Genomic DNA, 25604 nt, shown 5'->3' with positions numbered 1-25604 from the left:
GTTTTACCTGGGGTGAGAGATAATAAAAATCACGCAGGTGATGTCGCCACCTCAAAAAAGAGCAACATCACCACACGGACTGATTACCTATTTTTTAACTGGCAAACGGGTCTTTATGATCGTAAGAACGTTGGTAAATATCGTCAGAAATCAGGTATTGATAAATCTCATCAACAATATCAATCCCATTCTTCTCACTTTCCAACTCACGCATGTAGCTACCTTGACCCGGGTAGAGGACTTTTTCCACCCCAGGTGCAGGTTTGATGGCATTGAGTTCATTCATTACCTGGCTGACATGCTGACGGAAAACACGTTCATTAGTGAAATAGCCAGGGTTGAGAACGATATGCAGTTGGCCCAATTCCCGCCCTACACTGAGGTCGTGATACATGGAGCTCACATGCTTGCCAAAAGGCAATCCCAGTAATACACCAGAAAGAATGTCCACCATCATCATCAGGCCATAGCCTTTTGGCCCGGCAATCGGCAGCAACCCGCTAACAGCGAAAGGGTCGGTAGTGTGCTTGCCTTCGCTGTCAACTGCCCAGGTATCCGGGATAGGTGCATTACGGGAGCGGGCGTCCAGCACTTTGCCCCAGGCTTGAACCGTGGTGGCCATATCAAAGGTTAAAATGTCTTTCCCTTCTGCGGGTGCCGAGAAAGCAATGGGGTTGGTGCCGTAATAGACTTCTGCCCCACCATAAGGGACCACCATCGGGTCTGACTGACACAGTGAAATCCCTATCATGCCGGCCTGAGCTGCCTGCTGCACAAAGTAAGACAGGGCCCCACTGTGGCCAATACGCCGAACGCCTACCACCGCGACACCGTTATCTTTTGCCATTTCAATGGCATGATCCATGCTCAGTTTAGCTGCAACATGCCCGGCGCCATTATCGCCATCAAAAACGGCACTACAAGGGCCGGTTTTTTCATAAGTGAAGTGCGGATTATTGTTGGTGCCACCTTTGCTAATGCGTTCAGAATAATATTCTACCCTGACGGCACCGTGAGAGTGGATACCGCGAGCATCCGCATGGGCCAAAACATCGGCGACAATGCCGGCATGAACCAGGTTTAGCCCTGCTGCATGAATTTTATTTTGAATAAGTTGATGCAATTGTTGTTTAGAGACTTTCATAGACAGTCCTTTCGTTACTACAGTTTATTATTAAGCCACCTTTGGCACATAATGTATAAAGCTGAGGGGGGAATAATGTGATCTAGATTGGTATTGTATAATTTATTTAAATTTTCATTGAATGCAAATTAATTTATTAAAATATTTTTAATAAATTAATTGTCATTTTTTATTCTATTGTCAAGTAGTTGTCAGATTTAATGATTTTTTCTAACAATGATTAAACTGTGATGAATCTCACCTTTATGTTGGGGTTTTATTTGTAGCTTGAAAGAAGAAAATTAAGATTTTTGCAAGTAAATAGGCGAATAAAAAACATTAGTGCTTACCTGTTATGAACAAATGAGGGTAAGGCTCACATGCTGTATTAAGGATATCACTATGGTCCATGCTTTTATAAAAAAAGGGAGCTTTCAGGATTCGGTTAGCCTGATGCTAATTTCCCGTAAACTCAGTGAATCACCTGACGTTGAAGAAATCTCCGTCATGATGGGGACACCAGCAAATAAATCACTACTTGAAGCCACTGGCTTCTGGCATCCGCAATTTAGCGAAGCAACCCCGAATGATATTTGTGTAGCGATTAAAGCAGATTCCGCAGATAGCCATATTACTGCGCAGATTAGTGAATCGTTGGAGGCCGCATTGAAGGCGATTGCCCAAGGGCAGCAAGGGGGGGAACGCCTGCTCAAAGCCCGTAGTTGGCGTATGGCCAGGCAGAAGTTACCAGAGGCCAATATGGCGCTGATTTCCATTGCGGGTGAATATGCAGCGGGTTTGGCTGATCAAGCGTTGGAGGATGGCTGCAATGTGATGATGTTTTCTGACAACGTCAGTGTGGAACAGGAGGTGGCACTCAAAACCAAGGCGCGTAGCAAGGGGTTGATTGTTATGGGCCCTGACTGTGGTACCGCCAGCATCGCAGGGGCACCGCTGGCTTTCGCCAACGTCGCCCCGCAGGGAACCATCGGCATCATCGGTGCTTCTGGTACCGGCATTCAGGAACTGATGTCGCAAATTACCCTGGCTGGGCAGGGGATATCCCATGCAATCGGTTTAGGGGGGCGCGATTTAACCGCCGAGGTGGGGGGGATCAGTGCCATCAGTGCCTTGCGTATGCTGGCGGCGGATCCTCAGAGCCGGGTATTGGCATTTGTCTCCAAGCCACCCGCTGCAGAGGTACGCCAGCGGGTGATTGCAGAGATGAAAACACTGGGTAAGCCAGTGGTGGCATTATTCTTGGGTACCCGGGCAGCCAAGCAACAAGAAGATAATATTACCTTTGCTGCCACGCTGGATGAGGCGGCACGTCTGGCTGCCATGCTGGCCCATGTACAACAAATGGCTGCCGAACAGCCGGCAGTTTGTGGCAGTAAAATCTGCGGTTTATATGCGGGCGGCACCCTGGCGGCTGAATGCGCCATGCTGCTGGGGGAACAACTGGGCCTTGAGGGGGACAGTAAACACCACCAGGGCTCAATGCTTAATGCCGACGGGCACCACATTATCGATATGGGTGATGATTTTTACACCCAGGGCAAGCCACACCCGATGATTGACCCTTCAACCCGTAATCAGGAAATTGCTCGTCTGGCTCAACAGCCCCAGGTTGGTGTGTTACTGCTGGATGTGGTGATTGGCTATGGCGCTCAGGAAGATCCTGCGGGTTCGCTGGTTAACGAGGTTAAACGCCTGCGTGAAAAGCGCGGCGAGGCTCATCCCTTGGCGGTTATTGCCACGGTGACCGGGACTGAACAGGATCCACAACAGCGCTCCAAGCAGATTACCACCCTGAGTGAAGCGGGTATTGCGGTCATGAATTCACTGCCGGAAGCCGTGCAGTTAGCTTGCCAGCTCATTGCGCCCCCACTGCTTGGCGTTAGCGAACCGGTGCCTGCCATGTTGGCCGGTGTTGCGGTGATCAACGCAGGTCTACGCAGTTTTGCTGATGACCTGCAAACCAATGACATTTCAGTAGTCCACTACCAGTGGGCTCCGGTTGCCGGTGGCAATCAACGATTGGCTAATATACTGAAAAAATTAAAGTAAGGGATTGATATGTACGCATCTATTGAACAAGCAAATGCTGCCGTTATCGCCAGGATCCGTGAAGCTCGCCCTCATTGGCAAGATGTTGATTTGGCAAAAAATCTTATCCCACAACTGGCTCAGGGCAGAAAGCTGTTGCATGCTGGGCCGCCAGTGACCTGGCAAGAAATGAGTGGCCCGGTGCGCGGTGCTTGTATTGGTGCCTGCCTGTTTGAACAATGGGCAGATAACGAGCAACAGGCACAGTCTCTGCTCGAAAACGGCGAGATTGAATTTATTCCCTGCCACAACGTCAGTGCTGTTGGGCCAATGGGGGGGATTACCTCGGCACACATGCCGATGGTGGTGGTAAAAGATAGCGTTCATGGTAACTATGCCTATTGCAACATGAACGAAGGGATCGGCAAGGTAATGCGTTTTGGTGCCTACGGGCCCGATGTGCAGGAGCGTTTACGCTGGATGCGTGATTCACTGGCACCGGTGCTGAAAGAGGCTCTGGCTAAATTTGATGGCGGCATCGACCTGACCGCTTTGATGGCTCAGGCGATCACCATGGGGGACGAATTCCACCAGCGCAATATTGCCGCGTCAGCCTTGTTGATGCGCCAATTGGCCCCTCAAATCACTCTGCTGGATCGTGATAAAAGCGAATTAGGCAAGGTGATGCAGTTCCTCAGCATTACTGACCAATTCTTCCTCAACTTGGCGATGGCTTATTGCAAGGCGGCGATGGATGCGGGTGCTGAAATCAAACAGGGCAGCATCGTGACGGTTATGACGCGTAATGGCAAAAACTTTGGGGTTAAAATTAGTGGGATGGGTGACCAGTGGTTTACTGCACCGGTCAATATGCCTGAAGGGTTGTTCTTCTCTGGCTACAGCCAGGCGGATGCCAACCCAGATATTGGTGATAGCGCCATTACTGAGACTTTTGGTATCGGCGGTGCGGCCATGGTTGCGGCACCGGGTGTGACCCGCTTTGTTGGCGCCACGGGCGGCATGAGTGCGGCTATCGATATCTCAGAGGAAATGACAGAGATTTATCTGGAGCGCAACATGATGCTGCAAATACCTACCTGGGATTTCCAAGGGGCTTGTTTGGGGTTAGATGCGCGCCGGGTGGTAGAAACCGGTATCACGCCGTTAATTAATACCGGCATCGCGCACCGGGAAGCGGGTGTTGGGCAGATTGGCGCGGGTACCGTGCGGGCACCACTAGGCTGTTTTGAAAAAGCTATCGAAGCCCTGGCTGAAAAATTAGGCATCCGTGAGTAACGATGGAGGTGCCCAGGGCAACCTGGGCACAGGGGAGTCGATGGATATCACTGCGTTAGCTGTCAGCCACCATGCCACCCAAGATTATGGTCCACTACGTTGTGTCGGCCGCTTCAACAAGGCGATCAATTTTCTTTCACCCCATGGCCGGTTATTGACGTTGCACCGTGAAGGATGCGGGTTGAGCCCGATGGGGTGGGAGATAGCAGCGGGTGATTTCGACGAGTTATCCGATAGCCTGCTAGCGGCTGATGATTGCCAGCTTTCTCAGGCTGGGATCCAGATAGATGATATCTGCATCTATCGTCATCATAAACGTCTGAATCTTTATCTGAATCTACGTGATGAAATCCCTCTGGCACCCTTGGCGACCCTACTGGCTGATGAACCAGCCAGTACCGGTCTGTTTGGTCGTTTGCAACAGATTGTTGAGCAACCACTGGTTGCCGAAACCCGGGAACTGCAGCAAAAGTTTTGTGCCTGGTTGCAAGGGCAGGCCGTTGATTGGAGCGCTGTTGTTGGCAAAGGGCCGGGGTTAACACCAAGTAACGACGATACCCTGGTCGGGATGTTGTTGACCGCACATCTTGATAGCCGGGTGGATGTGGCCTGCTTACCGCCTTTTTTTGCGGCTAGCCAGCCACTGCATAAATTAACCACATTGGTCAGCGAGCATTATTTAAAATTTGCTGAACAAGGTATTTTCTCTACCGCGTTACAACTATTGGCTCGGGCTTTAATTCAGCCCAGAGAATTAACGCAATCTATCCGTGATCTGTTAAACATGGGGCATTTTTCTGGTGCCGATACGTTATTGGGTATTTGGCTAGGGGTAATGACCATTAATTACCTTCATTAACTTTAAATTAACTCAATTTACCCCGTGACGCAGTTTTAATCACGATGGCTATATTTTACTAAAAAATAGGTGTTGACATGGAAACATTAGTCATTGCTTTAGGGGGCAATGCCCTATTACAGCGCGGAGCGGTATTATCCGCAGAGAACCAGTACCAGAGCATTGCATTAATTGCTGATGTTATTGGCAAGCTGGCAAAGAAATATCGTATTGCTATTGTGCACGGTAACGGCCCGCAAGTGGGTCTATTGGCATTACAAAACCTCGCTTATCGTGATGTGCCCCCTTATCCCCTGGATATTCTGGTGGCTGAAAGCCAGGGGATGATTGGCTATATGCTGGCACAACAATTAGGTGCGTTTCATCCTGCTCAACCGGTGTCTACATTATTGACACGGGTATTGGTGGATAGCCAGGATCCCGCATTCCAGCAGCCCAGCAAATTTATCGGGCCAGTGTATCAGCCTCAGCAACAGCGTGAGCTGGAGCAGCAATATGGCTGGAGCATGAAGTTGGACGGGAAATATCTGCGCCGCGTGGTTCCTTCACCTGAGCCTAAAAAAATTATTGATATAGCAGCGATTAAATTGCTATTGGCCCAAAACCACATTGTGGTCTGTAGTGGTGGCGGCGGCATTCCTATGGTGGAAGCTGAGCATGGCCTGAGCGGTAGCGAGGCGGTGATTGATAAGGATCTGGCCTCGGCGCTGTTGGCGGAAGAACTGGCCGCAGACCACCTGCTGATCCTCACCGATGCGGATGCAGTCTACCGGCATTGGGGGAGCCCACAGCAACAAGCGATTCGTTCCGCCACTATCCAGGAATTGGCACCGCTCGCCGTAGCGGATGGCGCCATGGGGCCAAAGATCATGGCAGTCAGCCGCTTTGTGCAACGCAGTGGCAAAGTTGCTCATATTGGTGCCTTGAAAGATATTGAGTCAGTGCTGATAGGGACTGCCGGCACCTCTATTACGCCGTAAATAACCCATTGCGATAGATGGGTTGCATAAAATAGAGGGCCGGGTTAACCCAGCCCTCTTGCGTTATTGGTAACAGCATTAATGTTGTTCACGCTTGGTCGCCAGTAACTGCTGCATATTGGCATGATATTGCATTAGTGACGGGTGCTGCAGCACGCTAGTTTTTAGCGGACTATCGAGGCGACTGGTAACAATATTGTCGATAAAAGCGTACAACATCGCATCAAAAGAGGTTGGGGTATCACTGACAGCAAACTGCGTTTGCGTTAGACAGGCGGCGATGGCGGCCAGATCCGCGGCCCCCAAGGCATAAATAGCTTCTTTACTATGGCGGCCATAACCTTGGCCCCAGAGTGCTTTACGAATACTGCGCCGCACCATGTAGGGCACAATATGGCGCACAATAGGGGGGAGTCTGGCGAACAACAGATTTTTCACTATTGGCCAGTAAACGTCATCCACCCAGCGCGAATAAGTCAGTGTGAAGAAAAGACTCTCTTCACAGGTACGGCGCAGTAAATGGCCTAGGCTGCGTTGCTGTTCGGTCAGCGAACTATCCAACGGGTCGCCGTAAGTGGCTTTCAGATAATCGATGATCGCACCACTGTCGGCGATGGTTTTACCCTGATCGATAATAAAGGGCAACTTCCCCAGTGGTGCCTTTTGCGGCATATCTGGCACTGCTTGATAAGCAATGCCAGCCAACTGGCAATAGAGCTCGACTTTGTAGCAGAACGGGCTGATGTTTTTGCCATTGACTAAGGCAAACTGGTGAAGTTGCAGCATAAGCGTTCCTTGTTTAGTACAGCAATGTTTAGTACAGCAATGTTTAGTACAGCAATGTTTAGTACAACAATATTTAGTACAGCAACGAATAGAGTTGCCGACGGTACTTGCTAGCCAGCGCATCGCTGGTTCCCAACGCGGCCAGAATATCCATCAGCATTTTGCGAGCATTGCCATTCGCTGCCGCTAAATCTTTCTGCAAATGCCCCATGAGCAGGTCCAGCGCTTCTTCATTACGGCCAACCTGATGCAATTGCAAAGCCAGTTGCACGGCCAGCTCGACATTTTCCGGCTGTTGTTGCACTTGCTGCTGCAACTGCTGGATTTCTGGTGTGTCAGCCGCCTGCTTCATTAGCTCAATTTCGGCCACCAACCCTTGATAACGGGTATCGCGATCTTGTAGCGGAATAGTCGCCAGTACGCTATTGGCCTCTTCCACTTTGTTGAGGGCAATTTGCGTTTCTGCCAACAGCAAGCCGATATCACTGCGTTGGTTACTGATTTGCCAGGCCTCTTTCAACAGTGGTAAAGCCTCTGTTGCAAGACCTTCCCCCAGCAGGTGAGTGGCTTCTGTCAGTTTGAGGTCTTCCGCTTTTGGCAGGAAAGGCTGCAGGAAATCACGAATCACCTCTTCCGGTTGTGGCCCTTGAAAACCATCCACCGGTTGCCCATCTTTGAAGAGATAGACAGCTGGAATCGAGCGAAGCCCAAATTGCGAGGCGATCATCTGCTCTGCATCGCAGTCGACTTTAGCCAAAATAAACTGGCCGGCATATTCCGCTGCCAGCTTATCCAGTATTGGGGTGAGTTGCAGACAGTGCTGGCTGCGATCTGACCAGAAATAGAACAGCACCGGCGTGGACACTGACTGCTCCAGCATTTGGTGCAGATTGGTTTCATTAATATCAACGACAACAGCTTGAGCTAGCATAGGTTCTCTCTATTTTATCTGGTGGTACCATTTTTATGCTAAATGGGGGCAAACGGCGGAGCTTCAACCGTTGCCCTATCAATCTATTAACCATTACTACGTAAAACCCAATCCATCGCTCGCCCCGGTAACAGACGGCGTAAAATCGAGATGCCATAAGTCAGCAACGTGACCGGGTAGCGTAGCTTGGCTCGGCGGCTTTCCAACGCATGGCGCAATTTTGGTAGCACTGCTTCGGGCGGCAAGGTCAGAAACCGGGCGATACCCGGGTTGTGCACCGGTTTATCGCTTTTTACTTGATTAACATTCTGGGTAAAGTGGGTAGTCAGTGGCCCCGGCTCAATCAGACTCACCTGAATGCCGCTGCCGTGCAGTTCCATACGCAACGCGTCTGACCAAGCTTCCAGGGCGAATTTGCTGGCGGCATAAGCACCACGGCCGGCACTGGAGATCAACCCCATCACCGAACTGGTCTGAATGATACGCCCTTCACCGTGAGGCAACATGGCGGGCAACAGCAATTGGGTCAATTGATGAGTGCCAAACAGATTAGCCGAGAATTGCTGCTCCAACTGTTGGCGTGAAACGGAACTCAGCGGGCCATAAACCCCAAACCCGGCATTGTTGAACAGGCCATACAGCCGCCCTTGGGTGAGCTCAATGACTTGTGCTGCCGCACGCTCAACGCTGGCGCTATCGTCCAAATCAAGCTCAATGCCTTCCAGCCCAAGTTCACGCATTGTTTCCACGTCCTGGGGTTTGCGGCAGGCGGCCAGCACGCGATAGCCACGGCGATGTAGATCTTGTGCGGCAATCAACCCAATCCCGCTGGAACAACCGGTTATCAAGACTGCTTTTTGCATAACTTTACCTAGTTAACAACGCTATTTAGGGAGACTCATGATTTACTAGTGGTTCCAACTGTTGCGCCATCCAGTTGGCGATAAACGGTTGGGCATCCTGATTAGGATGTAATCCATCATCCTGCATCCATTGCGGTTTTATCGCCACCTGTTCCATAAAAAAGGGTAATAATGGAATGCTGAACTGCTTGGCTAACGCCGGGTAGATGGCACTGAATGACTCGGTGTAGCGGCGGCCATAGTTGGGCGGAATATGAATTTGCATCAACAGGGGTTTAGCCCCGGCCTGTTGTACTTGTGTGATAATCTTGCCGAGATCCCGTTGAATATCGGGTGCCGGGAAGCCACGCAGGCCATCATTGGCCCCCAGTTCGATCAACACCCAGCGGGGCTGATGCTGTTGTAACAGCGCAGGCAAGCGTGCCAACCCCTGAGCAGCGGTATCACCACTGATACTGGCATTGATCACTTGCGGGTGGCCAGGTTGTTTCTGCCACTGATTCGCCAACCGGGTTGGCCAGATTTCGGCCAGCGGTAAATTATAGCCAGCACTTAAACTGTCGCCCAAAATCAACAGCGTATTGGCGGCAGTAGCAGGTAAACTGAACAATCCCAACAGCAAAAGGAAGGGAAGATGCCAGCGGAAAACGTTCTTGAAGTCCATCATCTTAGTAAACACGTTGGTCAGGGTGAGCATCAGCTTACCATCCTTACCGGAGTCGAGCTGGTTGTCAAACCCGCGCAGACAATTGCCTTGATTGGCGAGTCCGGTTCCGGCAAATCAACCTTGCTGGGGATCCTTGCCGGGTTGGATGATGGTAGCGCCGGGGAGGTGCAGCTATTGGGCCAGTCGCTCCCCCAACTGGATGAAGAAGGGCGTGCGGCGCTGAGGGCCAAAGCCGTCGGTTTTGTTTTTCAATCTTTTATGTTAGTGCCCACCCTGAATGCCTTGGAGAACGTGCAATTGCCCGCACTGCTACGGGGTGAAAGTGACCGCCAAAGCCGTGAACAGGCAGTTCAACTGCTGCAACAGCTAGGGCTGGGTAAGCGCCTCCATCATTTGCCGGCGCAACTTTCTGGTGGCGAACAGCAGCGCGTGGCACTGGCTCGTGCCTTCAGTGGCCGCCCGAAAGTGCTGTTTGCTGATGAACCCACTGGCAACCTGGATCGCCAAACCGGTGAGCGCATTGCCGATCTGCTGTTCTCCCTCAACCGTGACTACGCCACCACCCTGATTCTGGTGACCCATGATGAAACCTTGGCGGCACGCTGCCAACGGCGGTTACGTTTGTCTGATGGCAAATTGTGGGAGGAAGCATGATCTGGCGTTGGTTCTGGCGTGAGTGGCGCTCACCGGCACTGCTAATTGTCTGGTTGGCTCTGACGCTGTCGGTGGCCTGTGTGTTGGCGCTGGGCAGTATCAGTGACCGTATGGATAAAGGGTTAAGCCAGCAAAGCCGAGATTATCTTGCCGGTGACCGGGTATTGCGCACCGTGCGCCCGGCACCAGAGGCGTGGTTACAGGCTGCCCGCCAGCAGGGGTTGCAGGTCAGCCGCCAGTTGTCTTTCACCACCATGACTTATGCGGGTGATACCCCGCAACTGGCGAATGTCAAAGCGACCGATAATATCTATCCGCTGTATGGCAAACTGCAAACCCGCCCGGATAACCTTAAAGCGGAACCGGGCAACGTGTTGGTGGCACCGCGTCTGTTGGCGTTGTTGGGGCTGAACGTGGGCGATAATCTCGATGTAGGGGATACCACCTTACGCATTGCCGGTGAAATCATCCAGGAGCCGGATGCCGGTTTTAACCCCTTCCGGACCGCGCCTACCATCATCATCAACCTGGCGGATGTGGATAAAACCGGCGCGGTGCAGCCCGGTAGCCGCCTGACTTACCGCTATATGTTTGCCGGTTCAGCGGCAGATATTCAACATTTTGAACAGTACCTGGAACCACAATTGAAACCTTCCCAGCGTTGGTACGGGCTGGAAGAGTCCGGCAGTGCGCTGGGGAAATCGTTGCAGCGCTCACAACAGTTCTTGCTGCTTTCGGCACTGTTGACGCTGTTATTGTCGGTTGCAGCGGTCGCGGTGGCCATGAGCCACTATTGTCGCAGCCGTTATGATCTGGTTGCGGTATTAAAAACCCTTGGGGCAGGGCGCAAGGCACTCAGCAAACTGATCGTTGGCCAGTGGCTGGCGGTGCTGCTGTTGGCCGGGGTCTGTGGCAGCTTGATCGGCCTGGGTTTTGAAACGCTGTTGATCCGCCTGTTGTCACCGGTGCTACCGGGGAAACTCCCCGCCGCCGGGGCCTGGCCATGGCTGTGGGCGCTGGGCGCATTGGTGATGATTTCGTTACTGGTTGGCCTGCGGCCCTACCGGCAATTGTTAGCGACGCAACCGCTGCGTGTTTTGCGCCGAGATGTGGTAGCCAACGTTTGGCCACTGCGTTACTTCTTGCCAATTACGCTGCTGGTGGTGGTGTTATCGCTGACGCTACTGATGGGGGCTAGCCAGTTACTGTGGGCTATTTTGGCTGGTATCGTGGTGTTGGCCCTGCTCTTGGGGGGGATTGGCTGGGGTAGCCTACTGCTGCTGCGGCGCATCACGCTGAAAAGCCTGGCGCTGCGCTTGGCAGTGAATCGTCTGTTGCATCAACCTTGGGTGACAGTCAGCCAACTGGCGGCGTTTTCGCTGTCGTTTATGCTATTGGCCTTGTTGCTGGTATTACGGGGTGACTTGCTTGACCGTTGGCAACAACAATTACCGCCGGGTAGCCCCAACTATTTCTTGATGAATATCACCACTGAGCAAGTGCCACAGGTTAAAGCCTTCTTGCAGCAGCACCAACTGCCAGAGCAGGCTTTTTACCCCATCGTGCGGGTGCGTTTGACCGAGATTAACCAACAACTGGCAACGGACAGAGTTCGTGAGGAAGACCCCGGTTGGGAGGCCATTAACCGCGAGCTCAACCTCACCTGGCAAGCCACGCAGCCGGACCACAACCCGCTTACTGCCGGTAGCTGGCCACCAAAGCCGGGTGAAGTATCGATGGATCAAGGACTGGCTGAGCGGTTAAAGGTCAAACTGGGGGATACGTTAACCTTCAGCGGTGATACCCAGACATTTAGCGCTAAAGTGACCAGCTTGCGCCAGGTGGATTGGGAAAGCCTGAAGCCGAATTTTTACTTTATCTTCCCACCGGGCGGGCTGGATGGGCAACCACAAACCTGGCTGACCAGCTTCCGTTATCAGGGAGATGGCAAGTTACTGACGCAACTTAATCGCCAGTTCCCCACCTTGAGCCTGATGGATATTGGCGCCATTCTGCACCAAATTGGTGGTGTGTTGCAGCAAGTCAGCCGCGCACTGGAAGTGATGGTGGTGCTGGTGGTGGTGTGTGGTGGCCTGTTGCTGATGGCACAAGTACAGGTGGGGATGCGCCAGCGCAGACAAGAACTGGTGGTCTACCGTACCTTGGGGGCGAGCAAACGCTTACTTCGCGGCACACTCTGGTGCGAGTTCGCCTTACTGGGGCTGGTGGCCGGTATTGCCGCCGCACTGGGGGCGGAAGCAGCGCTGTGGCTGTTGCAGACCAAGGTATTTGACTTCCCCTGGGCACCAACACCGGTTCTATGGTGGGCATTGCCACTACTCAGTGCGTTGCTGCTCTCCCTCTGTGGCGGTTGGTTAGGTGTGCGCTTACTACGCGGGAAGGCGCTGTTCCGTGGCTATGAGGAGTGATCCTCGAGCTTTCGTTGGCTGAATAATCAATCCGGCACAGTGTGAACTGTGCCGATAGCCGAAGCTAACGGGCAGCAATAGTGCAAAAGGGGGGCTGGAATCTTTAGTAAACACCATGCCTCAGTTTAAGCATTTCGATCTTGCGTTGATTGGTTGTTAATACTGGGGGACATAATGGCGAAAACAATAAACGTTACGCTTGATGAACAGTTTGATGCTTTGATCAATCGATTGATAGACCGTGGCCGTTACGGCTCGGCGAATGAAGTGATGTGCTCGGCTCTGCGATTGCTGGAACAACAGGACGCAAATCACGAAACTGTTCGCCCGGCGGTTATCGCCGGGCTGACAAGTGGTGAAAGCCCGTTATCGCTACGGGAAATTGCCGCACAAAGAAAGCTGAAACAGGGAGTATAAACTCACTGAGTCAGCTTGCCCTGCGCCCAGGCCAAACCGCTTTGATATTCTGCGGGGAGCAGGGGGGCCAAGGCGTGTAAGGTTTGTTGCAGCGCCTGGGGCTCAGGATCATTCAGGTTCAGGTGACCGACTTTGCGCCCGTCACGCACCTCTTTGTCATACCAGTGCAGGTTTACCAACGGCAGCGACAACCATTGTGGATTAACTGCGGTACCAATCAGGTTCACCATCACTGACGGGGTATTCACCACCGGTTTCGGCAACGGTAAGTCAAGGATGGCGCGCAAGTGCAGTTCAAACTGGCTAATGGACGCGCCATTTTGTGTCCAGTGGCCACTGTTGTGCACGCGGGGAGCCAGTTCGTTGATCAACAAGCGATCACCGACGATAAAGCACTCCATCGCCATCACACCCACATAGTTCAGCTCGTTAAGAATCGCCGTCAACATCTGTTCAGCTTGCTGCTGCAAGGCCGGGTTGGGGCGAGGTAACGCTACACTGGTACGCAGAATGCCTGCCTCGTGCAGGTTGTGGGTCAGCGGATAAAACACCGTTTGACCCTGATGACCACGGGCCCCCACCAGCGAAACTTCGCCAGAGAAGTTAATCCCCTGCTCAACAATACATTCCCCGTAGGCCTCTGCGGGTAATTCCTCTTGTTGCCCTGGGCGCAAACGCCACTGACCGCGCCCATCATAGCCACCCACGCGGCGTTTAACGATAGCCAGCTCCCCCAAGTTGGCAAACACCTGGGGCCATTCACTGGGGCTGGCCAGTAATTGCCAAGGGGCGGTCGCCAACTGGAGTTGGTCGAGCAGTTGTTTCTGCGTCAGGCGATCAGCCAAACGCGGGAAAATATCACGGTTGACGAAATTACTGTGGGTCGCCAACTCACGGGTCAACGGGGTCTCGGGCCAACGTTCGATTTCTGCGGTGATCACGCTATGGTGATAGGGCACGGCTTCTGGTTCGGCATCTAGCCCCACCGGATAAACTGCAATGCCTAACGGCTCACCAGCTTGGCGCAACATGCGCCCAAGCTGGCCATTACCCAGTACGCAAACCGGCTTCATGCTTCCTCCCGTGGGTCGGGATGGTTCAACACCTCGTCAGTTTGAGCCTGACGCCAAGCCGCCAACCGTTGTGCCAACGCGCTATCATGCAGTGCCAGGATTTGTGCTGCTAGTAACCCAGCATTGGCGGCCCCTGCTTTACCGATGGCCAGGGTGCCCACCGGAATGCCGCGCGGCATCTGTACAATGGAATAGAGGCTATCAACACCGCTCAACGCCGCGCTTTGTACTGGTACACCCAGCACCGGAACCAGGGTTTTGGCCGCTAACATACCCGGTAGGTGTGCCGCGCCACCGGCACCGGCGATGATCACCTCAAAACCCTTGGCACTGGCTTGTTCGGCAAAGCTGAACAGTTTATCTGGCGTGCGGTGGGCAGAGACGACTTCAACATGGAATGGAACATTGAGCATGGTAAGAACGTCGGCCGCGTTTTGCATCGTGGCCCAGTCACTTTTTGATCCCATTACAATGGCGATTTTAACTTCAGCATGATTGGCTGAAGAGGCGTTGGCTCCCATGGGGTATGGCTCCTGTCAAGGTGCTGAGGGTGGCTTGGTAGCTCGATAAGGGCGTAAAGCATATCATGGCTATAGGCTGAGGAAAACGGTTGCGTGTGTGAAGTTCATGACTATACCCGTCGCCAATCAAGTTGCAGCGGTGTTGACTGCTCTTATTCACCCTAGTCACATAGTGGGCTATGCTCCTAGGGATTCATTCGATTGTCGCCTACCTACAATCATGATTGAACTTGGGTATAAAGGGGGAATATTTTCTTGTTGACGGGTCAAAAAGGAGAGGTGATCAGCTCAACTGCTTCTGGTGTGACTTTCACCATTGAACCTTCAGTATGCCAAGCACCTAATACCACGCGGTTGGCTTGACCACTGCCCAGCACCAACGAATGTACTGCTGGCCGATGAGTATGCCCATGGATCAGCCACTGCACCTTGTTGTGACTTATGGCTTGCTCAACGGCTTGTGGGTTGACATCCATAATGGCGACAGACTTTTGCTGATTGGTTTGTCGGCTGTGGGCGCGCATTTTGGCGGCGATTTTCAGGCGCCAGCGCAGTGGCAGTGCTAAAAACAGCTTTTGAATCCAGGTGTGGTGTACTTTACGGCGGAATTCCTGATACGCCTGGTCATCGGTACACAGGGTATCACCATGCATAATCAGTAGGCGGCGACCATACAGCTCGATGACTTGTTGCTCTGGCAGTAGAGTTAAACCACTCTGCTTGGCAAAACGTTCTCCGAGCAGAAAATCGCGGTTGCCGTGAATAAAGTAACAAGGTACGCCAGCTTGATGTAAGGCCTGCAATGCGGTGGCGATTTCCTGGTGCAAAGGAGCAGGATCATCATCACCAATCCAGGCTTCGAACAGATCGCCCAAAATATAGAGCGCGTCGGCGTGGATGGCTTCACGCTGCAAAAAACGCAGAAAACCGGCAGTGATTGCCGGTTCCTGGGTGCTGAGGTGCAGATCAGCAATAAACAGCGTGCTCATGTTGCGCTGATTACTCAGTGACAGTCACGCTGTTAATGATGACATCTTCAACAGGGACATCTTGATGCATACCGCTACGGCCGGTTTTCACCGCTTTGATCTTATCAACCACGTCCATACCTTCAGCTACTTCGGCAAACACGCAGTAGCCCCAGCCTTGGGAATTTTCGCCACGGAAGTTAAGGAAATCGTTATCCACTAAGTTGATAAAAAACTGTGCTGATGCGGAGTGTGGGTCATTAGTCCGCGCCATCGCCAGGGTGCCACGGTTGTTTTTCAGGCCGTTGTTGGCTTCGTTTTTGATTGTGGCTTTAGTCTCTTTTTGGCGCATCCCTGGCTCAAAACCACCGCCCTGAACCATAAACCCATTGATCACACGATGGAAAATGGTGTTGTTGTAGAAGCCTTCACGGCAGTAGTTCAGGAAGTTTTCAACGGTAACCGGCGCTTTGTCGGCAAAGGTATTGATAACAATATCGCCGTGATTAGTGTGGAAAGTAACCATAGTTTTTGTCCTAGCAAAATAAAGTGAGATGTCACATAAGAAAGGATGGTGAACAATCAAGGCGGCTTTATAGCATATTTTGCTTAATCAGTCAGTAGCCGAGCGTCTCGGTTGTTCCTGGCAGATTATCGATCTGTGACGCAATGTTAACGCTCTTTTTTGGCAACGCACAATTTGGAAGGTACAGTGTACTCCTTTTTGGTGTACACTGTACTTGAAAGGGAGTAGATCCAGTGAGTCATGGAATGGTGTTTATCGAGACCTCGATGTTTACCCGACAGATAAAGCAGATTGCAACTGACGATGAGCTTAAGGAACTTCAGAAGGCGTTGATCGAATCCCCGAATAAAGGGGAATTAATACAGCAAACCGGCGGGTTACGAAAAGTCAGAATGGTCACCGGATTTCAGGGGAAAAGTAGTAGTGCTAGAGTGATTTATTTTCTGGCGACTCAAGAAATTATTTATTTTGTGATGGCTTACCCGAAAAGTACCAAAGAGAATCTGACTGACGCGGAAAAGGCCGAACTGAGAAAATTAACCAAATTGCTTAAAGATGAGGCGTAAAATGAGCTTGTTTGATGACCTGAAAACCTCTCTGCAAGAGGCGGTAGAGATAAAGCAGGGTGTTAAAGCACCGGCCCGTGTTACCCGTTATGAGATTGCCGATGTCCGTGCCATAAGAGCGCAGCTCAGTGTCTCTCAGGCGGAAATGGCAAAGGCACTGGGCACCAGCATTGATACTATAAAAAGTTGGGAAGCCAAACGGCGTAATCCGACCGGGTTGGCAGCGAAGGTGTTGGCTACCATTCGGGATAATCCTGAATTTTTCCAGCAATTGGCCGCACATTAAGCACCTGGCCCCAATTGTTATCCCCGTAGCCACTTAAGTTTGCAGGAGCGGGGTCATTTTTGTACGGATTCTGGTCATACTGACTCTTGCAATAGCGGAGCCTTCGGGTTTCAATAGGTTGGGACTAACCTTCATTAATCACGCACACCACGGAATACCCCAATGCTAAAGATTTTTAATACCCTGACTCGTCAAAAAGAGGAATTCAAGCCTATCCATGCCGGTAAAGTGGGCATGTATGTGTGTGGGGTAACCATTTATGACCTGTGCCATATTGGTCACGGGCGTACCTTTGTGGCATTCGATGTGGTGGCGCGTTATCTGCGTTATCTGGGGTTTTCGCTGAATTACGTGCGTAACGTTACCGATGTGGATGACAAAATTATTCGCCGTGCAGCAGAAAACGGTGAAACCTGCGACCAACTCACCGCGCGCATGTTGGCAGAGATGCATGCTGATTTTGACGCCTTGCTGATTGAACGCCCAGACCTTGAACCGCGTGCGACTCATCATATCAGTGAGATTATCGAAATTACCCAGCAACTGCTGGCAAGAGATCATGCTTATGTGGCCAGCAATGGCGATGTGATGTTCGCCATCGACAGCGATCCGAATTATGGTCAATTATCACGCCAGGATCTGGATCAGTTGCAAGCGGGAGCGCGGGTAGAAATTGACGATGTAAAACGCAACCCGATGGATTTTGTGCTGTGGAAAATGTCCAAGCCCGGTGAACCAAGCTGGGAATCCCCTTGGGGGGCAGGCCGCCCAGGCTGGCATATTGAGTGCTCGGCGATGAACAGCAAACAACTGGGTACCCATTTCGATATTCATGGCGGCGGCTCAGACCTGATGTTCCCACACCATGAAAACGAGATAGCCCAGTCGAGCTGCGCGCACGATGGCCCTTACGTCAACTACTGGATGCACTCTGGTATGGTGATGATCGACAAAGAGAAGATGTCCAAGTCATTGAACAACTTCTTTACCATTCGTGATGTGCTAGCCCATTACGACGCGGAAAGTGTGCGTTACTTCCTGATGTCGGGTCACTACCGCAGCCAGTTGAACTACAGCGAAGAGAACCTGAAACAGGCACGTGCAGCACTGGAACGTCTGTATACCGCCTTGCGTGGTACTGATGCCGAGGCAACACCGGCAGGCGGCGAAGCCTTCAGAGCCCGTTTTTGTGAAGCGATGGACGATGACTTCAACACCCCGGAAGCTTATTCAGCGCTGTTTGATCTGGCCCGTGAAGTTAACCGCTTGAAGGGGGAAGATCTGGCCGCTGCTAACGGTTTGGCAGCAGAATTGCGCCAACTGGGTCAGGTATTAGGGCTGTTGCAACAGCAACCTGAGCAATTTCTGCAAAGTGGCGCACAAGCGGATGATAGCGAAGTGGCGGAGATTGAGCGGCTGATCAAACAACGCAACGACGCTCGTGTTGCCAAAGAGTGGGCGTTGGCCGATGCCGCGCGCGATCGGTTAATTGAGATGAACATTGTGCTGGAAGATGGGCCGCAAGGTACCAGTTGGCGCCGTAAGTAACTCTCAAACGTTTTCATATTCCCACATTAAAAAAACAGGTTACACAGCCAACGCTGGGTAACCTGTTTGTTTGTGTGCGGCTCACTCAATAATCGCGCCTAATACCGTTTACATTAAGCCGATGGAATGGTGGGCATGAGGCGGAACAGCGACATGCCGTGGACGCCTATACCCGTCATTCTTCAAATTGCTTGGGTGTTGGCTGTGCTCTATCACCCCAGTCACATAGTTAGCTATGCTCCTGGGGATTCCATCACTTGCCGCCTACAAGCAAATCGAATTATCTTGGGTATATATGGATACTCTCCGGTTATGGAGCCTCTGATTTTTCCGGCGCATCGTTTGCACCATCAGTTTGTGGTGCTTCGCCACTATCCCCATTTTTGAAGGCATCGACCTGCTCTTTGGCTGAATCAAGCCACGATTGTGCCTGGTTGCTGACATCCCCTTTCAGCGTTTCGGTGTGTTTCAGCGCCTCTTCCTTTAGGCTTTGCGTATGTTTCAGGGCATCTTCTTTTAGGCTTTGTGTATGTTTCAGCGCATCTTCCTTCAGGCTTTGTGTGTGTTCAACTGCATCCGCTTTTAACGCGTCTGCTTTTTCTTTCAACTCTTGTGCCTGGGTAGTGCCAGCCTCTTTAAGAGTACCGAGCTCACTTTGAGCTTTTTCATTCAGCGTGCTGGCTTTCTCCTCTGTCGCTTCAGGGGTTGAATTGTCGTCGCACCCAGCAAGCAGTAAACCAAATAGGGAGGCCAGTAAAATTTTGTGCAATGGTTTGATCATTTTTCATCTCACTTCTGGTTTTTGAGGCTGTGTTTATACACTACTGTTAACGTATTGTAGTATAAACAGACCGGATGATGTTGATTAAGCCAATGGCTGGAGACTCGTTGATTTGCCGCCTACCAGCAAATCGAATTATTTTGGGTATAACACTTAATAAAGCTGAAATATCTTATTATCCCTAGGGGATCGTCTCGCGCGTCCCTGCGCTCGACGGTTAGCTAACCTGCACCATACCCACCTGTAGCATGACTAGGTGCAGCAGCTAGTTAGAACTTATACCTCACCCCAAGCATCGCTGACTTATCGTCATAGCTGTTCTGGCCGATCTGCTGGCTGACATTGCCCCAGACGCTGAAGTTTTTATTCAACTTACCTTCTACTCCCAGGCGAACCTCAACCAGATTGCGGTTGCCATTTTGTTTCATTTCCATGCCATCCATAGCAACCCCTGCCAGCTGAGAGTTATTGATGTAGTTGATATCCAGATAAGTGGTCAGGATGTTTTCCTGTTCTTTATTCCCACCCATCCGCGTGTCGTTAGAGAATTTGACCCCTACCCGAGTCTGCAGGTTATTGTTGCCAGACTGCTCCACCACCGTGCCATTGGCTTCGGTCTGGTTGTTCATCTTGGCACCATTCACCGTCAGTTGTAACTCAGGGGTGATGTAGCCGCTATTGCTTTCCCCATCATAGATCTGGACCGGATAACCACCCTCTGCGGAAGCACTCAACCCATGGATTTGATAACTTTCATTAGCTAACTCTTGCCCATTGACGGAGGCATCGAACCAATCATAGCGCAGCCAGGCATGCAGATAAGGGCTGTGGCGTTGCGCCGCATCCTGATACCAAGTGCCATAGACCCCAAGGCTGTAGCCATTTAAGCTCTGGTCGGCGTTATAATGCGTTTGGTTAGACTCGCTGCTGCCACTGGCATAACCATAACCGGCCATCAGGCCAATACCCAGGTGGTCTTTTTCAGTGAGATGGGTTTCAAACACTTCCCCACCCAGTTGAATGACATAGCGGTTGGTTTCGCTGGAAATCTGCCCGCTAGCATCATTAAACTTATTACGACCGCCCACTTGGCGTAACCACAAACTGGTTTTTTCCCCGGTAAGATCGTTTGCCACACGGGTATCAATGTCATCAAGACGGGTATTAAACAGCGAGTTAGCGGTAGCAATATTGGCGATGTAGCTGCCTGCTTCAGGACGGTAAATGACCTCCGGTTCCGGCGCTGGTGCGTAATTGGAACGCAGATACCAGTTACCATCACCAGGATTAGTTGGCGTGCCTTGTAAGAGGAAATATTCCAGCGCCCCGGCAACCGCACGCCCGTTCAGGCTGAATTGCCCGGCGGAAACCCCACCAACACGAATAATCTGAATGCCGTTAATATTTTGAGCACCTTGTCCGCCGAGGTTATTCACCGTGACTGAACTCTGGCCAGAGGTATTGCCGGTGATCACCAACCGGTCGGTAGGCGAACTGTCATCGCCCAGCACCGTATCAAAGAACAGATGACCGTTCTCGCCAATATAGTTACCGTTGATAGTAAAATCACTGTAATTCAAACCGGTGGCGCTGCGCCCAACCAGAATATTCCCTCGGTTGGTGACATTACCGACAATTTGCCCATCACCCCCTAATATGCCGTTATCTTGTACAATCACATTACTGGTCAAGGTCGCGTTACTGCCCAGCGATTGAATAGCCGGGGCATTAGCAGGTGGGGTACCAATCAGCAACTTGCCGTATTCCACCACTGTTGTCGCGGCACTGACAATGCTGTTGCTGATTTGCAGCGTACCATGCCCTTGTTTGATGAGGGTGCCTGGTCCACTGATGGCGGTGTTGAGCTGCCAGTAATCATCGAGCACATCCAACGCCAGCACGCTATTGTTGAGAACCGAACCACTACCAAAATTCTGCGCGTTGGTGGCGATTAGCATCGCATTACTATTAGTGGTAAAGGTGCCACTGAAGTCCGTGTTATTCCCGGTCAGGATCACTTTAGCGTTTTCATTAAACGATGCGCTACCGTTGCCTTGCAGGTTATTCACTAAATTCCCTGTTGCACCATTAACCATTAAGTTGCCAGCCAAGACAATGTTGCCATGGCCCAGGGCTTCTGATTGGGTCAGTAGCGCCGTGGCACCGCTGTTAATGGTGGTGGTACCGGAATAGACCAGTGTATTAGTGTTCAGGGTCAAGGTACCGGCACTGAGTATCAAATTGCCGCTTCCTGTCAGCAGGCTACTGCTGTTGCCACCATTAGCCACGGTTAATTGCCCGGTGCCTAAATTGATTGTGGTACCCAGCGCACCATTTAAAGCGCCAACGATCTGTGTGAAGCCATTAATATTCACACTGGAACCATTGGTTAATGACAGGTTAGAGGTGCGGCCTAGCGCATTATTACTGGCGAGTTGCAGAATGCCGGAACGTATCAAGGTGGCACCGGTGTAATTGCTGTTTTGGCCGTTCAGGGTAACGATGGTCCCGTCGTTAGGGGAGTCGATAGCCAAGTCACCACTACCGATAATCTCCACTTCCAGATTATTCGACGGGGTGCCATTATTGGCAAGTGTCCCGGTTAGGGTCAGCGCCTCATTATCTCTGGTCAACAGTTCCAGCGTCTTCAAACCATAGTTGACATAGAGTCCATCTAACTGGTTACTGGTACTGAGGCCATAGCGGAACAGGCCCATTGCCGCTACCGTGGCACTGTTGGGGTTGGTAATCCCCTGATAATAGGTTGTGTCAATGGGCACACCAGCGGTATTGGTGAGCAACAGCTCATTGCCGCTGCCGGTTGCCGCGCCTTTGGCTAAATTAACTACCATCACGCCGGTATCTAAATCCAGCGTATTGATACCATCCAGGCTAGGTGAAAGGGTCGTCGGCAGATTGGCCCTCACTGTACCCCCGGCGGTGGTATTAATGGTGTTGGCCACAATCGTCCCGGCCGACGTCACCACTGCGTTATTTTCCACCAGATTGTTATAAGCCAGGGTGCCACCGTTCATCACCAGTGCGCCAATATTCTGCACACCATCATCGACGGTAGTGATATTACCCTGAGATATCATCACCAGGGCATTGGTGACGGCCAGGGTGTTATTCCCCCCCAATAAGAACGAAGTATTTTGCAGATTCAACGTACCGATAAAGGCGGTACCCACATCAGCACCAAAGTTGAAGCCAGTATTGTTGGTATTAACATTGATAACGCCGTAACCCATTAACTTGTTGTCAAAATTGAACGCCCCAGCACTGTTAATGTTCAGTGTGTCAATGGATTGATCCACGTTAATGGTCGCCAGCGGGTTCAGTATCTGATCACTACTGAGGTCCAACCGGGATCCGTCGTCGATATTGATTAGCCCAACAAAGTTGGTAAGGTCAGTGGTATTAATACTGATGGCGCTATCGAATAGGGTAATGATGCCATCACCACTGATGGACTCGACGGTGTTCAAGTTGGCTGGGGTAGCCGCATCCAGGTTATCGAAAAACAGTTTGAGCTTGCTGCCGTAATCAATGGTAATGGTACCGGTGCCTAAATTCAGGTAATCCGGGACATTCAGCACACTGTTGTCCGTCAGGAGGAAGTGACCATCAAAGCCAGCGTTATTGGCCAATAGCGCCATATTGGCGTTATTATTGACGATAATGGTCGAATTCGACACGCCCTGGATATTATTGGCAACACTATCTTGCAGACCAGAGAAAATCAGTTGGGCAGTGCTATCGGTTAAATTGATATTGGCACTGCTATCCCCGAGATTATTGGCGGCAGTCACTGTCAGTGTGCCGTTGGCATTGATACTTTGTGTCCCTCTGAAGGTATTGGCATGGGTGAGTTGTACATTGGCATTGGTATTAATCACCCCAGTGCCACTGAGCAAATTGTTAAAACTGCCGTTGCCATTAAAGTTCAGTGCACCCACCACCTCTACGGCACTGGTCCCCAGGTTTCCGGTATTACTCAGGCTGATAGCTGCACCAGAGGCAATTAGGGTATTGGCACTTAAGGTGTCATTGGCAGCGGTTAAACTCAGGTTCCCCCCTTGTACATTTAACAGACCACCACCAGTCAAACCGCCTACCGAACTGGAGGTGCCACCGTCGGTAAGAATCAACGTACCACCAGCAAGATCAATGATACCGGTGTTATTCATTACACCTGCGGTTAACACGCTAGGATCCAGATCAATCAGGCCAGCATTATCTAACGCACCGACTGTTTGATTAAATCCGTTAGTCTTGAAAGTAGCGCCGTTGTTGACAGTTAATAATGAGGTCTGCCCCAATGAATTATTGTCACCCAGCAGCACTAGCCCCCCAGAGATGGTGCTTGTACCACGGTAATCATTGGCGCTGTTGGTAATGGTTAATGGTGCCGCTGCGGCATTGAAGACAATATCCCCGACCCCGGTCAGCCTGGCAGTGAGGGTGCGATTCGAAGCCGCATCAGCGCTGGTGGCGATCTCCAGTGCATCTTGGTCATCGGTTAACAAATTAAGCGTGTGCAACTCATAATTCAGGTAGAGCCCCATGGCGCCGGTGACGCTGGCGTTAGAAAGGTGATAGTCGTAAATCCCTTCCGCGACATTGACCCCATTTTGTGTAATGACCGAGGTTATGCCTGCATCGGGTACCACAGGCTGACCATTCAGTTGTAGTGTCAGATTATTGGCACCACTGGCCATATCGGCGGTAATTAAGGTCATCCCCGCCATACCCCGGTTTTGGTCCAGCAGCGACAAATCTGGCGGAATGGTCGGCACATTATTGGTCCAGGAGAGGTCCCCGGTGATATTGACCACGCCACCCGCTGCGGTGAAGGCTTCAGTCTGAATGATGCTATCCGCACTGACATCAGGAATGCCGGAAAAGAAATTCAGCGTACCGCCGTTCATGGTTAAGGCGTTGATCGCTTCGGTACTTGGGGTATTCGCAACGCCAACCTGAGTCACGCTGCCACTGTTCAGAGCCAGCGTCGCCTTGGTCAATGCGGCGGTGTTGTCACCAGTGAGCAAGAAGTTGGTATTTTGCAGTGTCACTGTGCCGTTAAAGTCACTCCCTACGCTGCTACTAAAGTTAAACGCATTACCACTGGCGTTAACATTCACCGCCCCTGAGCCCCGCAGGACATTATTCAAGGTGAAATCAACATTGCTATTAATATTCAACCTGTCGGTGGCATTGGCAACATTGAATATTGCCGCGGTATTTAAGGCGGTATCTTGGTCGATGGTGATACTGGAAGAGGTATTGATATCGACCAGGCCACTGAAGTCGACCAAGTTGCCGTTGCCAGACAAATCAATCTGGCTGTTATTCAATACCCAGCTCCCACCGCCGCTTAAACTGTTGTTCAGTTGCGTTAAGGCACCACCGGCAAAATTGTTGAAGATCAACTGGCTGGCGCTGGCAATATCAACCGTACTCGCCCCGAGGTTTTGCAAAGCAGCGACGCTCAAGGTGCTGTTGCCATCAATAGCAAACAGCCCGTTGAAGTTACTGTTATCGCCAATCAGTGACATATTGGCGTTATTAGTAATACTCACGGTGGAGTCCACGATACCTTGCAGGGTTTGTGCGACGCTGCCAATCAGGCCATCAAACACCAGGGTAGAGCTAGTGGTGGTTAAATCCACCGTGGCGCTGTCGGCCCCCAGATTGCGGGCTTCGTTGATTGTTAGCGTACCGCCGCTATTGATAGCTTGGGTACCGCTAAAGTCGCTGTTGCCGGTCAGTTGGACGTTAGCGTTGGTATTTGCCACCCCGTTACCACGGAGTCGGTTGGCGAAGCTGCCGTCACGGTTAAAGTTCAGGGCCCCGGCGATATTGATGTCACCAGAGCCGAGGGTACCAGTATTGGTTAAGGTGACGTCAGCACCGCTGACAATGGTAGTGATGGCAGACAGGGTGCTGTTATCGGCGCTCAGGGTTAAGCTGCCGCCCTGAACATTCAAACTGCCGGCACCGGCCAGGCCATCGGCTGCGGTGGAAGTGCCACCCGCCAGCAGATTGAGAGTACCACCTGCCAAGTTAAGGGTGCCGTTATTGGTCAACAGGCCGTCACTGCTTAATGTGCCGCCATTGAGCGTCAGGGCACCGAGGTTATCCAGCGCCCCCACGGTTTGGGTAAAACCGGCCATATCGAACAGGGCGTTGCTATCCACCGTCAACAACTGGGTTTGCCCCAGGGCATTACTCGCCCCCAACAGCACGGTGCCGCCGGTCGCCCGGGTGGTACCGCCGTA

At 51.6% G+C, this 25604-nt stretch carries 21 protein-coding genes; 10 read left to right on the top strand and 11 right to left on the bottom strand.

Annotated elements, in window-relative coordinates:
* Positions 1-94: 94 nt before the first annotated feature.
* Positions 95-1144, bottom strand: coding sequence for an ureidoglycolate dehydrogenase (allD, locus tag IO95_RS01990; protein ID WP_023492387.1), 1050 nt, complete (start codon positions 1142-1144; stop codon positions 95-97).
* 381 nt (positions 1145-1525) lie between these two features.
* Between allD and IO95_RS01985 the strand changes: the two genes are divergently transcribed.
* From IO95_RS01985 to IO95_RS01970, 4 genes are all read left to right on the top strand, one after another.
* Positions 1526-3193: an acyl-CoA synthetase FdrA gene (locus IO95_RS01985; protein ID WP_023492385.1), complete on the top strand. Its 1668-nt coding sequence runs from the start codon at positions 1526-1528 to the stop codon at positions 3191-3193.
* Positions 3194-3202: 9 nt separating this feature from the next.
* On the top strand, positions 3203-4468 hold the full coding sequence (locus IO95_RS01980) for a DUF1116 domain-containing protein (protein WP_023492383.1): 1266 nt from the start codon (positions 3203-3205) through the stop codon (positions 4466-4468).
* A complete protein-coding gene (locus IO95_RS01975; RefSeq protein ID WP_023492382.1) occupies positions 4461-5327 on the top strand; it encodes a DUF2877 domain-containing protein in 867 nt (288 codons plus the stop codon). Before IO95_RS01980 ends, IO95_RS01975 begins: the two co-directional genes overlap by 8 nt.
* A 77-nt stretch (positions 5328-5404) precedes the next feature.
* Positions 5405-6307, top strand: a complete 903-nt coding sequence (locus tag IO95_RS01970; protein WP_023492381.1) for a carbamate kinase — start codon at positions 5405-5407, stop codon at positions 6305-6307.
* Between the two features lie 78 nt (positions 6308-6385).
* On the opposite strand, the gene IO95_RS01965 is transcribed toward IO95_RS01970, so the two are convergent.
* From IO95_RS01965 to tesA, 4 genes are all read right to left on the bottom strand, one after another.
* Positions 6386-7093, bottom strand: a complete 708-nt coding sequence (locus IO95_RS01965; RefSeq protein WP_023492379.1) for a glutathione S-transferase family protein — start codon at positions 7091-7093, stop codon at positions 6386-6388.
* Between the two features lie 73 nt (positions 7094-7166).
* The gene (locus IO95_RS01960; protein WP_023492377.1) at positions 7167-8024 is read right to left on the bottom strand and encodes a co-chaperone YbbN; all 858 of its coding nucleotides are present in this window, start codon (positions 8022-8024) and stop codon (positions 7167-7169) included.
* 86 nt (positions 8025-8110) lie between these two features.
* Positions 8111-8887 (bottom strand): SDR family oxidoreductase, encoded by a 777-nt coding sequence (locus IO95_RS01955; RefSeq protein ID WP_023492376.1) that lies wholly within the window; start codon positions 8885-8887, stop codon positions 8111-8113.
* Between the two features lie 25 nt (positions 8888-8912).
* Positions 8913-9551, bottom strand: coding sequence for a multifunctional acyl-CoA thioesterase I/protease I/lysophospholipase L1 (gene tesA, locus IO95_RS01950; protein ID WP_200874146.1), 639 nt, complete (start codon positions 9549-9551; stop codon positions 8913-8915).
* Between tesA and ybbA the strand changes: the two genes are divergently transcribed.
* The 3 genes from ybbA to IO95_RS01935 all read left to right on the top strand — a co-directional run bounded on the left by ybbA (position 9522) and on the right by IO95_RS01935 (position 13054).
* Positions 9522-10208, top strand: coding sequence for a putative ABC transporter ATP-binding protein YbbA (gene ybbA, locus IO95_RS01945; RefSeq protein WP_023492373.1), 687 nt, complete (start codon positions 9522-9524; stop codon positions 10206-10208). The two genes, tesA and ybbA, sit on opposite strands and share 30 nt — an antisense overlap.
* The gene (ybbP, locus tag IO95_RS01940) at positions 10205-12637 is read left to right on the top strand and encodes a putative ABC transporter permease subunit YbbP (RefSeq protein WP_023492372.1); all 2433 of its coding nucleotides are present in this window, start codon (positions 10205-10207) and stop codon (positions 12635-12637) included. Before ybbA ends, ybbP begins: the two co-directional genes overlap by 4 nt.
* Before the next feature lie 174 nt (positions 12638-12811).
* Positions 12812-13054 (top strand): type II toxin-antitoxin system ParD family antitoxin, encoded by a 243-nt coding sequence (locus tag IO95_RS01935; protein WP_023492371.1) that lies wholly within the window; start codon positions 12812-12814, stop codon positions 13052-13054.
* Between the two features lie 2 nt (positions 13055-13056).
* On the opposite strand, the gene purK is transcribed toward IO95_RS01935, so the two are convergent.
* From purK to ppiB, 4 genes are all read right to left on the bottom strand, one after another.
* Positions 13057-14127, bottom strand: a complete 1071-nt coding sequence (purK, locus tag IO95_RS01930) for a 5-(carboxyamino)imidazole ribonucleotide synthase (RefSeq protein WP_023492370.1) — start codon at positions 14125-14127, stop codon at positions 13057-13059.
* On the bottom strand, positions 14124-14648 hold the full coding sequence (purE, locus tag IO95_RS01925) for a 5-(carboxyamino)imidazole ribonucleotide mutase (protein WP_023492369.1): 525 nt from the start codon (positions 14646-14648) through the stop codon (positions 14124-14126). Before purE ends, purK begins: the two co-directional genes overlap by 4 nt.
* 266 nt (positions 14649-14914) lie before the next feature.
* Complete coding sequence (locus IO95_RS01920; protein ID WP_023492367.1) at positions 14915-15637, bottom strand: UDP-2,3-diacylglucosamine diphosphatase; 723 nt, start codon at positions 15635-15637, stop codon at positions 14915-14917.
* A gap of 10 nt (positions 15638-15647) precedes the next feature.
* The gene (gene ppiB / locus IO95_RS01915; RefSeq protein ID WP_023492365.1) at positions 15648-16142 is read right to left on the bottom strand and encodes a peptidylprolyl isomerase B; all 495 of its coding nucleotides are present in this window, start codon (positions 16140-16142) and stop codon (positions 15648-15650) included.
* A 233-nt stretch (positions 16143-16375) separates the two neighbouring features.
* Between ppiB and IO95_RS01910 the strand changes: the two genes are divergently transcribed.
* The 3 genes from IO95_RS01910 (at position 16376) to cysS (ending at position 18542) form a co-directional block, all read left to right on the top strand.
* Positions 16376-16708: a type II toxin-antitoxin system RelE/ParE family toxin gene (locus tag IO95_RS01910; RefSeq protein WP_037383603.1), complete on the top strand. Its 333-nt coding sequence runs from the start codon at positions 16376-16378 to the stop codon at positions 16706-16708.
* 1 nt (position 16709) lies between these two features.
* Positions 16710-16994, top strand: a complete 285-nt coding sequence (nadS, locus tag IO95_RS01905; RefSeq protein ID WP_023492362.1) for a NadS family protein — start codon at positions 16710-16712, stop codon at positions 16992-16994.
* A gap of 162 nt (positions 16995-17156) precedes the next feature.
* Entirely contained in the window at positions 17157-18542 is a 1386-nt protein-coding gene (gene cysS / locus IO95_RS01900) for a cysteine--tRNA ligase (protein ID WP_023492360.1), read from the top strand.
* Positions 18543-18852: 310 nt separating this feature from the next.
* Here the strand turns inward: cysS and IO95_RS01895 are convergent, their stop codons facing one another.
* Both IO95_RS01895 and IO95_RS24635 read right to left on the bottom strand, forming a co-directional pair.
* A complete protein-coding gene (locus IO95_RS01895) occupies positions 18853-19323 on the bottom strand; it encodes a hypothetical protein (RefSeq protein ID WP_023492358.1) in 471 nt (156 codons plus the stop codon).
* A gap of 269 nt (positions 19324-19592) precedes the next feature.
* The coding region (locus IO95_RS24635) for an autotransporter outer membrane beta-barrel domain-containing protein (protein WP_152554880.1) at positions 19593-25604 on the bottom strand (6012 nt) is incomplete at its 5' end.

Source organism: Serratia sp. DD3, assembly GCF_000496755.2.
Note: the sequence above shows the minus strand (reverse complement) of the source record. Positions and strands in the feature narration are given on the sequence as shown.

Bases quoted from the DNA above. Each gene is read 5' to 3' on its own strand.
- allD (WP_023492387.1), bottom strand. From the start codon at position 1,144: ATGAAAGTCTCTAAACAACAATTGCATCAACTTATTCAAAATAAAATT.
- IO95_RS01985 (WP_023492385.1), top strand. From the start codon at position 1,526: ATGGTCCATGCTTTTATAAAAAAAGGGAGCTTTCAGGATTCGGTTAGC.
- IO95_RS01980 (WP_023492383.1), top strand. From the start codon at position 3,203: ATGTACGCATCTATTGAACAAGCAAATGCTGCCGTTATCGCCAGGATC.
- IO95_RS01970 (WP_023492381.1), top strand. From the start codon at position 5,405: ATGGAAACATTAGTCATTGCTTTAGGGGGCAATGCCCTATTACAGCGC.
- IO95_RS01965 (WP_023492379.1), bottom strand. From the start codon at position 7,093: ATGCTGCAACTTCACCAGTTTGCCTTAGTCAATGGCAAAAACATCAGC.
- IO95_RS01960 (WP_023492377.1), bottom strand. From the start codon at position 8,024: ATGCTAGCTCAAGCTGTTGTCGTTGATATTAATGAAACCAATCTGCAC.
- IO95_RS01955 (WP_023492376.1), bottom strand. From the start codon at position 8,887: ATGCAAAAAGCAGTCTTGATAACCGGTTGTTCCAGCGGGATTGGGTTG.
- ybbA (WP_023492373.1), top strand. From the start codon at position 9,522: ATGCCAGCGGAAAACGTTCTTGAAGTCCATCATCTTAGTAAACACGTT.
- tesA (WP_200874146.1), bottom strand. From the start codon at position 9,551: ATGGACTTCAAGAACGTTTTCCGCTGGCATCTTCCCTTCCTTTTGCTG.
- ybbP (WP_023492372.1), top strand. From the start codon at position 10,205: ATGATCTGGCGTTGGTTCTGGCGTGAGTGGCGCTCACCGGCACTGCTA.
- IO95_RS01935 (WP_023492371.1), top strand. From the start codon at position 12,812: ATGGCGAAAACAATAAACGTTACGCTTGATGAACAGTTTGATGCTTTG.
- purK (WP_023492370.1), bottom strand. From the start codon at position 14,127: ATGAAGCCGGTTTGCGTACTGGGTAATGGCCAGCTTGGGCGCATGTTG.
- purE (WP_023492369.1), bottom strand. From the start codon at position 14,648: ATGGGAGCCAACGCCTCTTCAGCCAATCATGCTGAAGTTAAAATCGCC.
- IO95_RS01920 (WP_023492367.1), bottom strand. From the start codon at position 15,637: ATGAGCACGCTGTTTATTGCTGATCTGCACCTCAGCACCCAGGAACCG.
- ppiB (WP_023492365.1), bottom strand. From the start codon at position 16,142: ATGGTTACTTTCCACACTAATCACGGCGATATTGTTATCAATACCTTT.
- nadS (WP_023492362.1), top strand. From the start codon at position 16,710: ATGAGCTTGTTTGATGACCTGAAAACCTCTCTGCAAGAGGCGGTAGAG.
- cysS (WP_023492360.1), top strand. From the start codon at position 17,157: ATGCTAAAGATTTTTAATACCCTGACTCGTCAAAAAGAGGAATTCAAG.
- IO95_RS01895 (WP_023492358.1), bottom strand. From the start codon at position 19,323: ATGATCAAACCATTGCACAAAATTTTACTGGCCTCCCTATTTGGTTTA.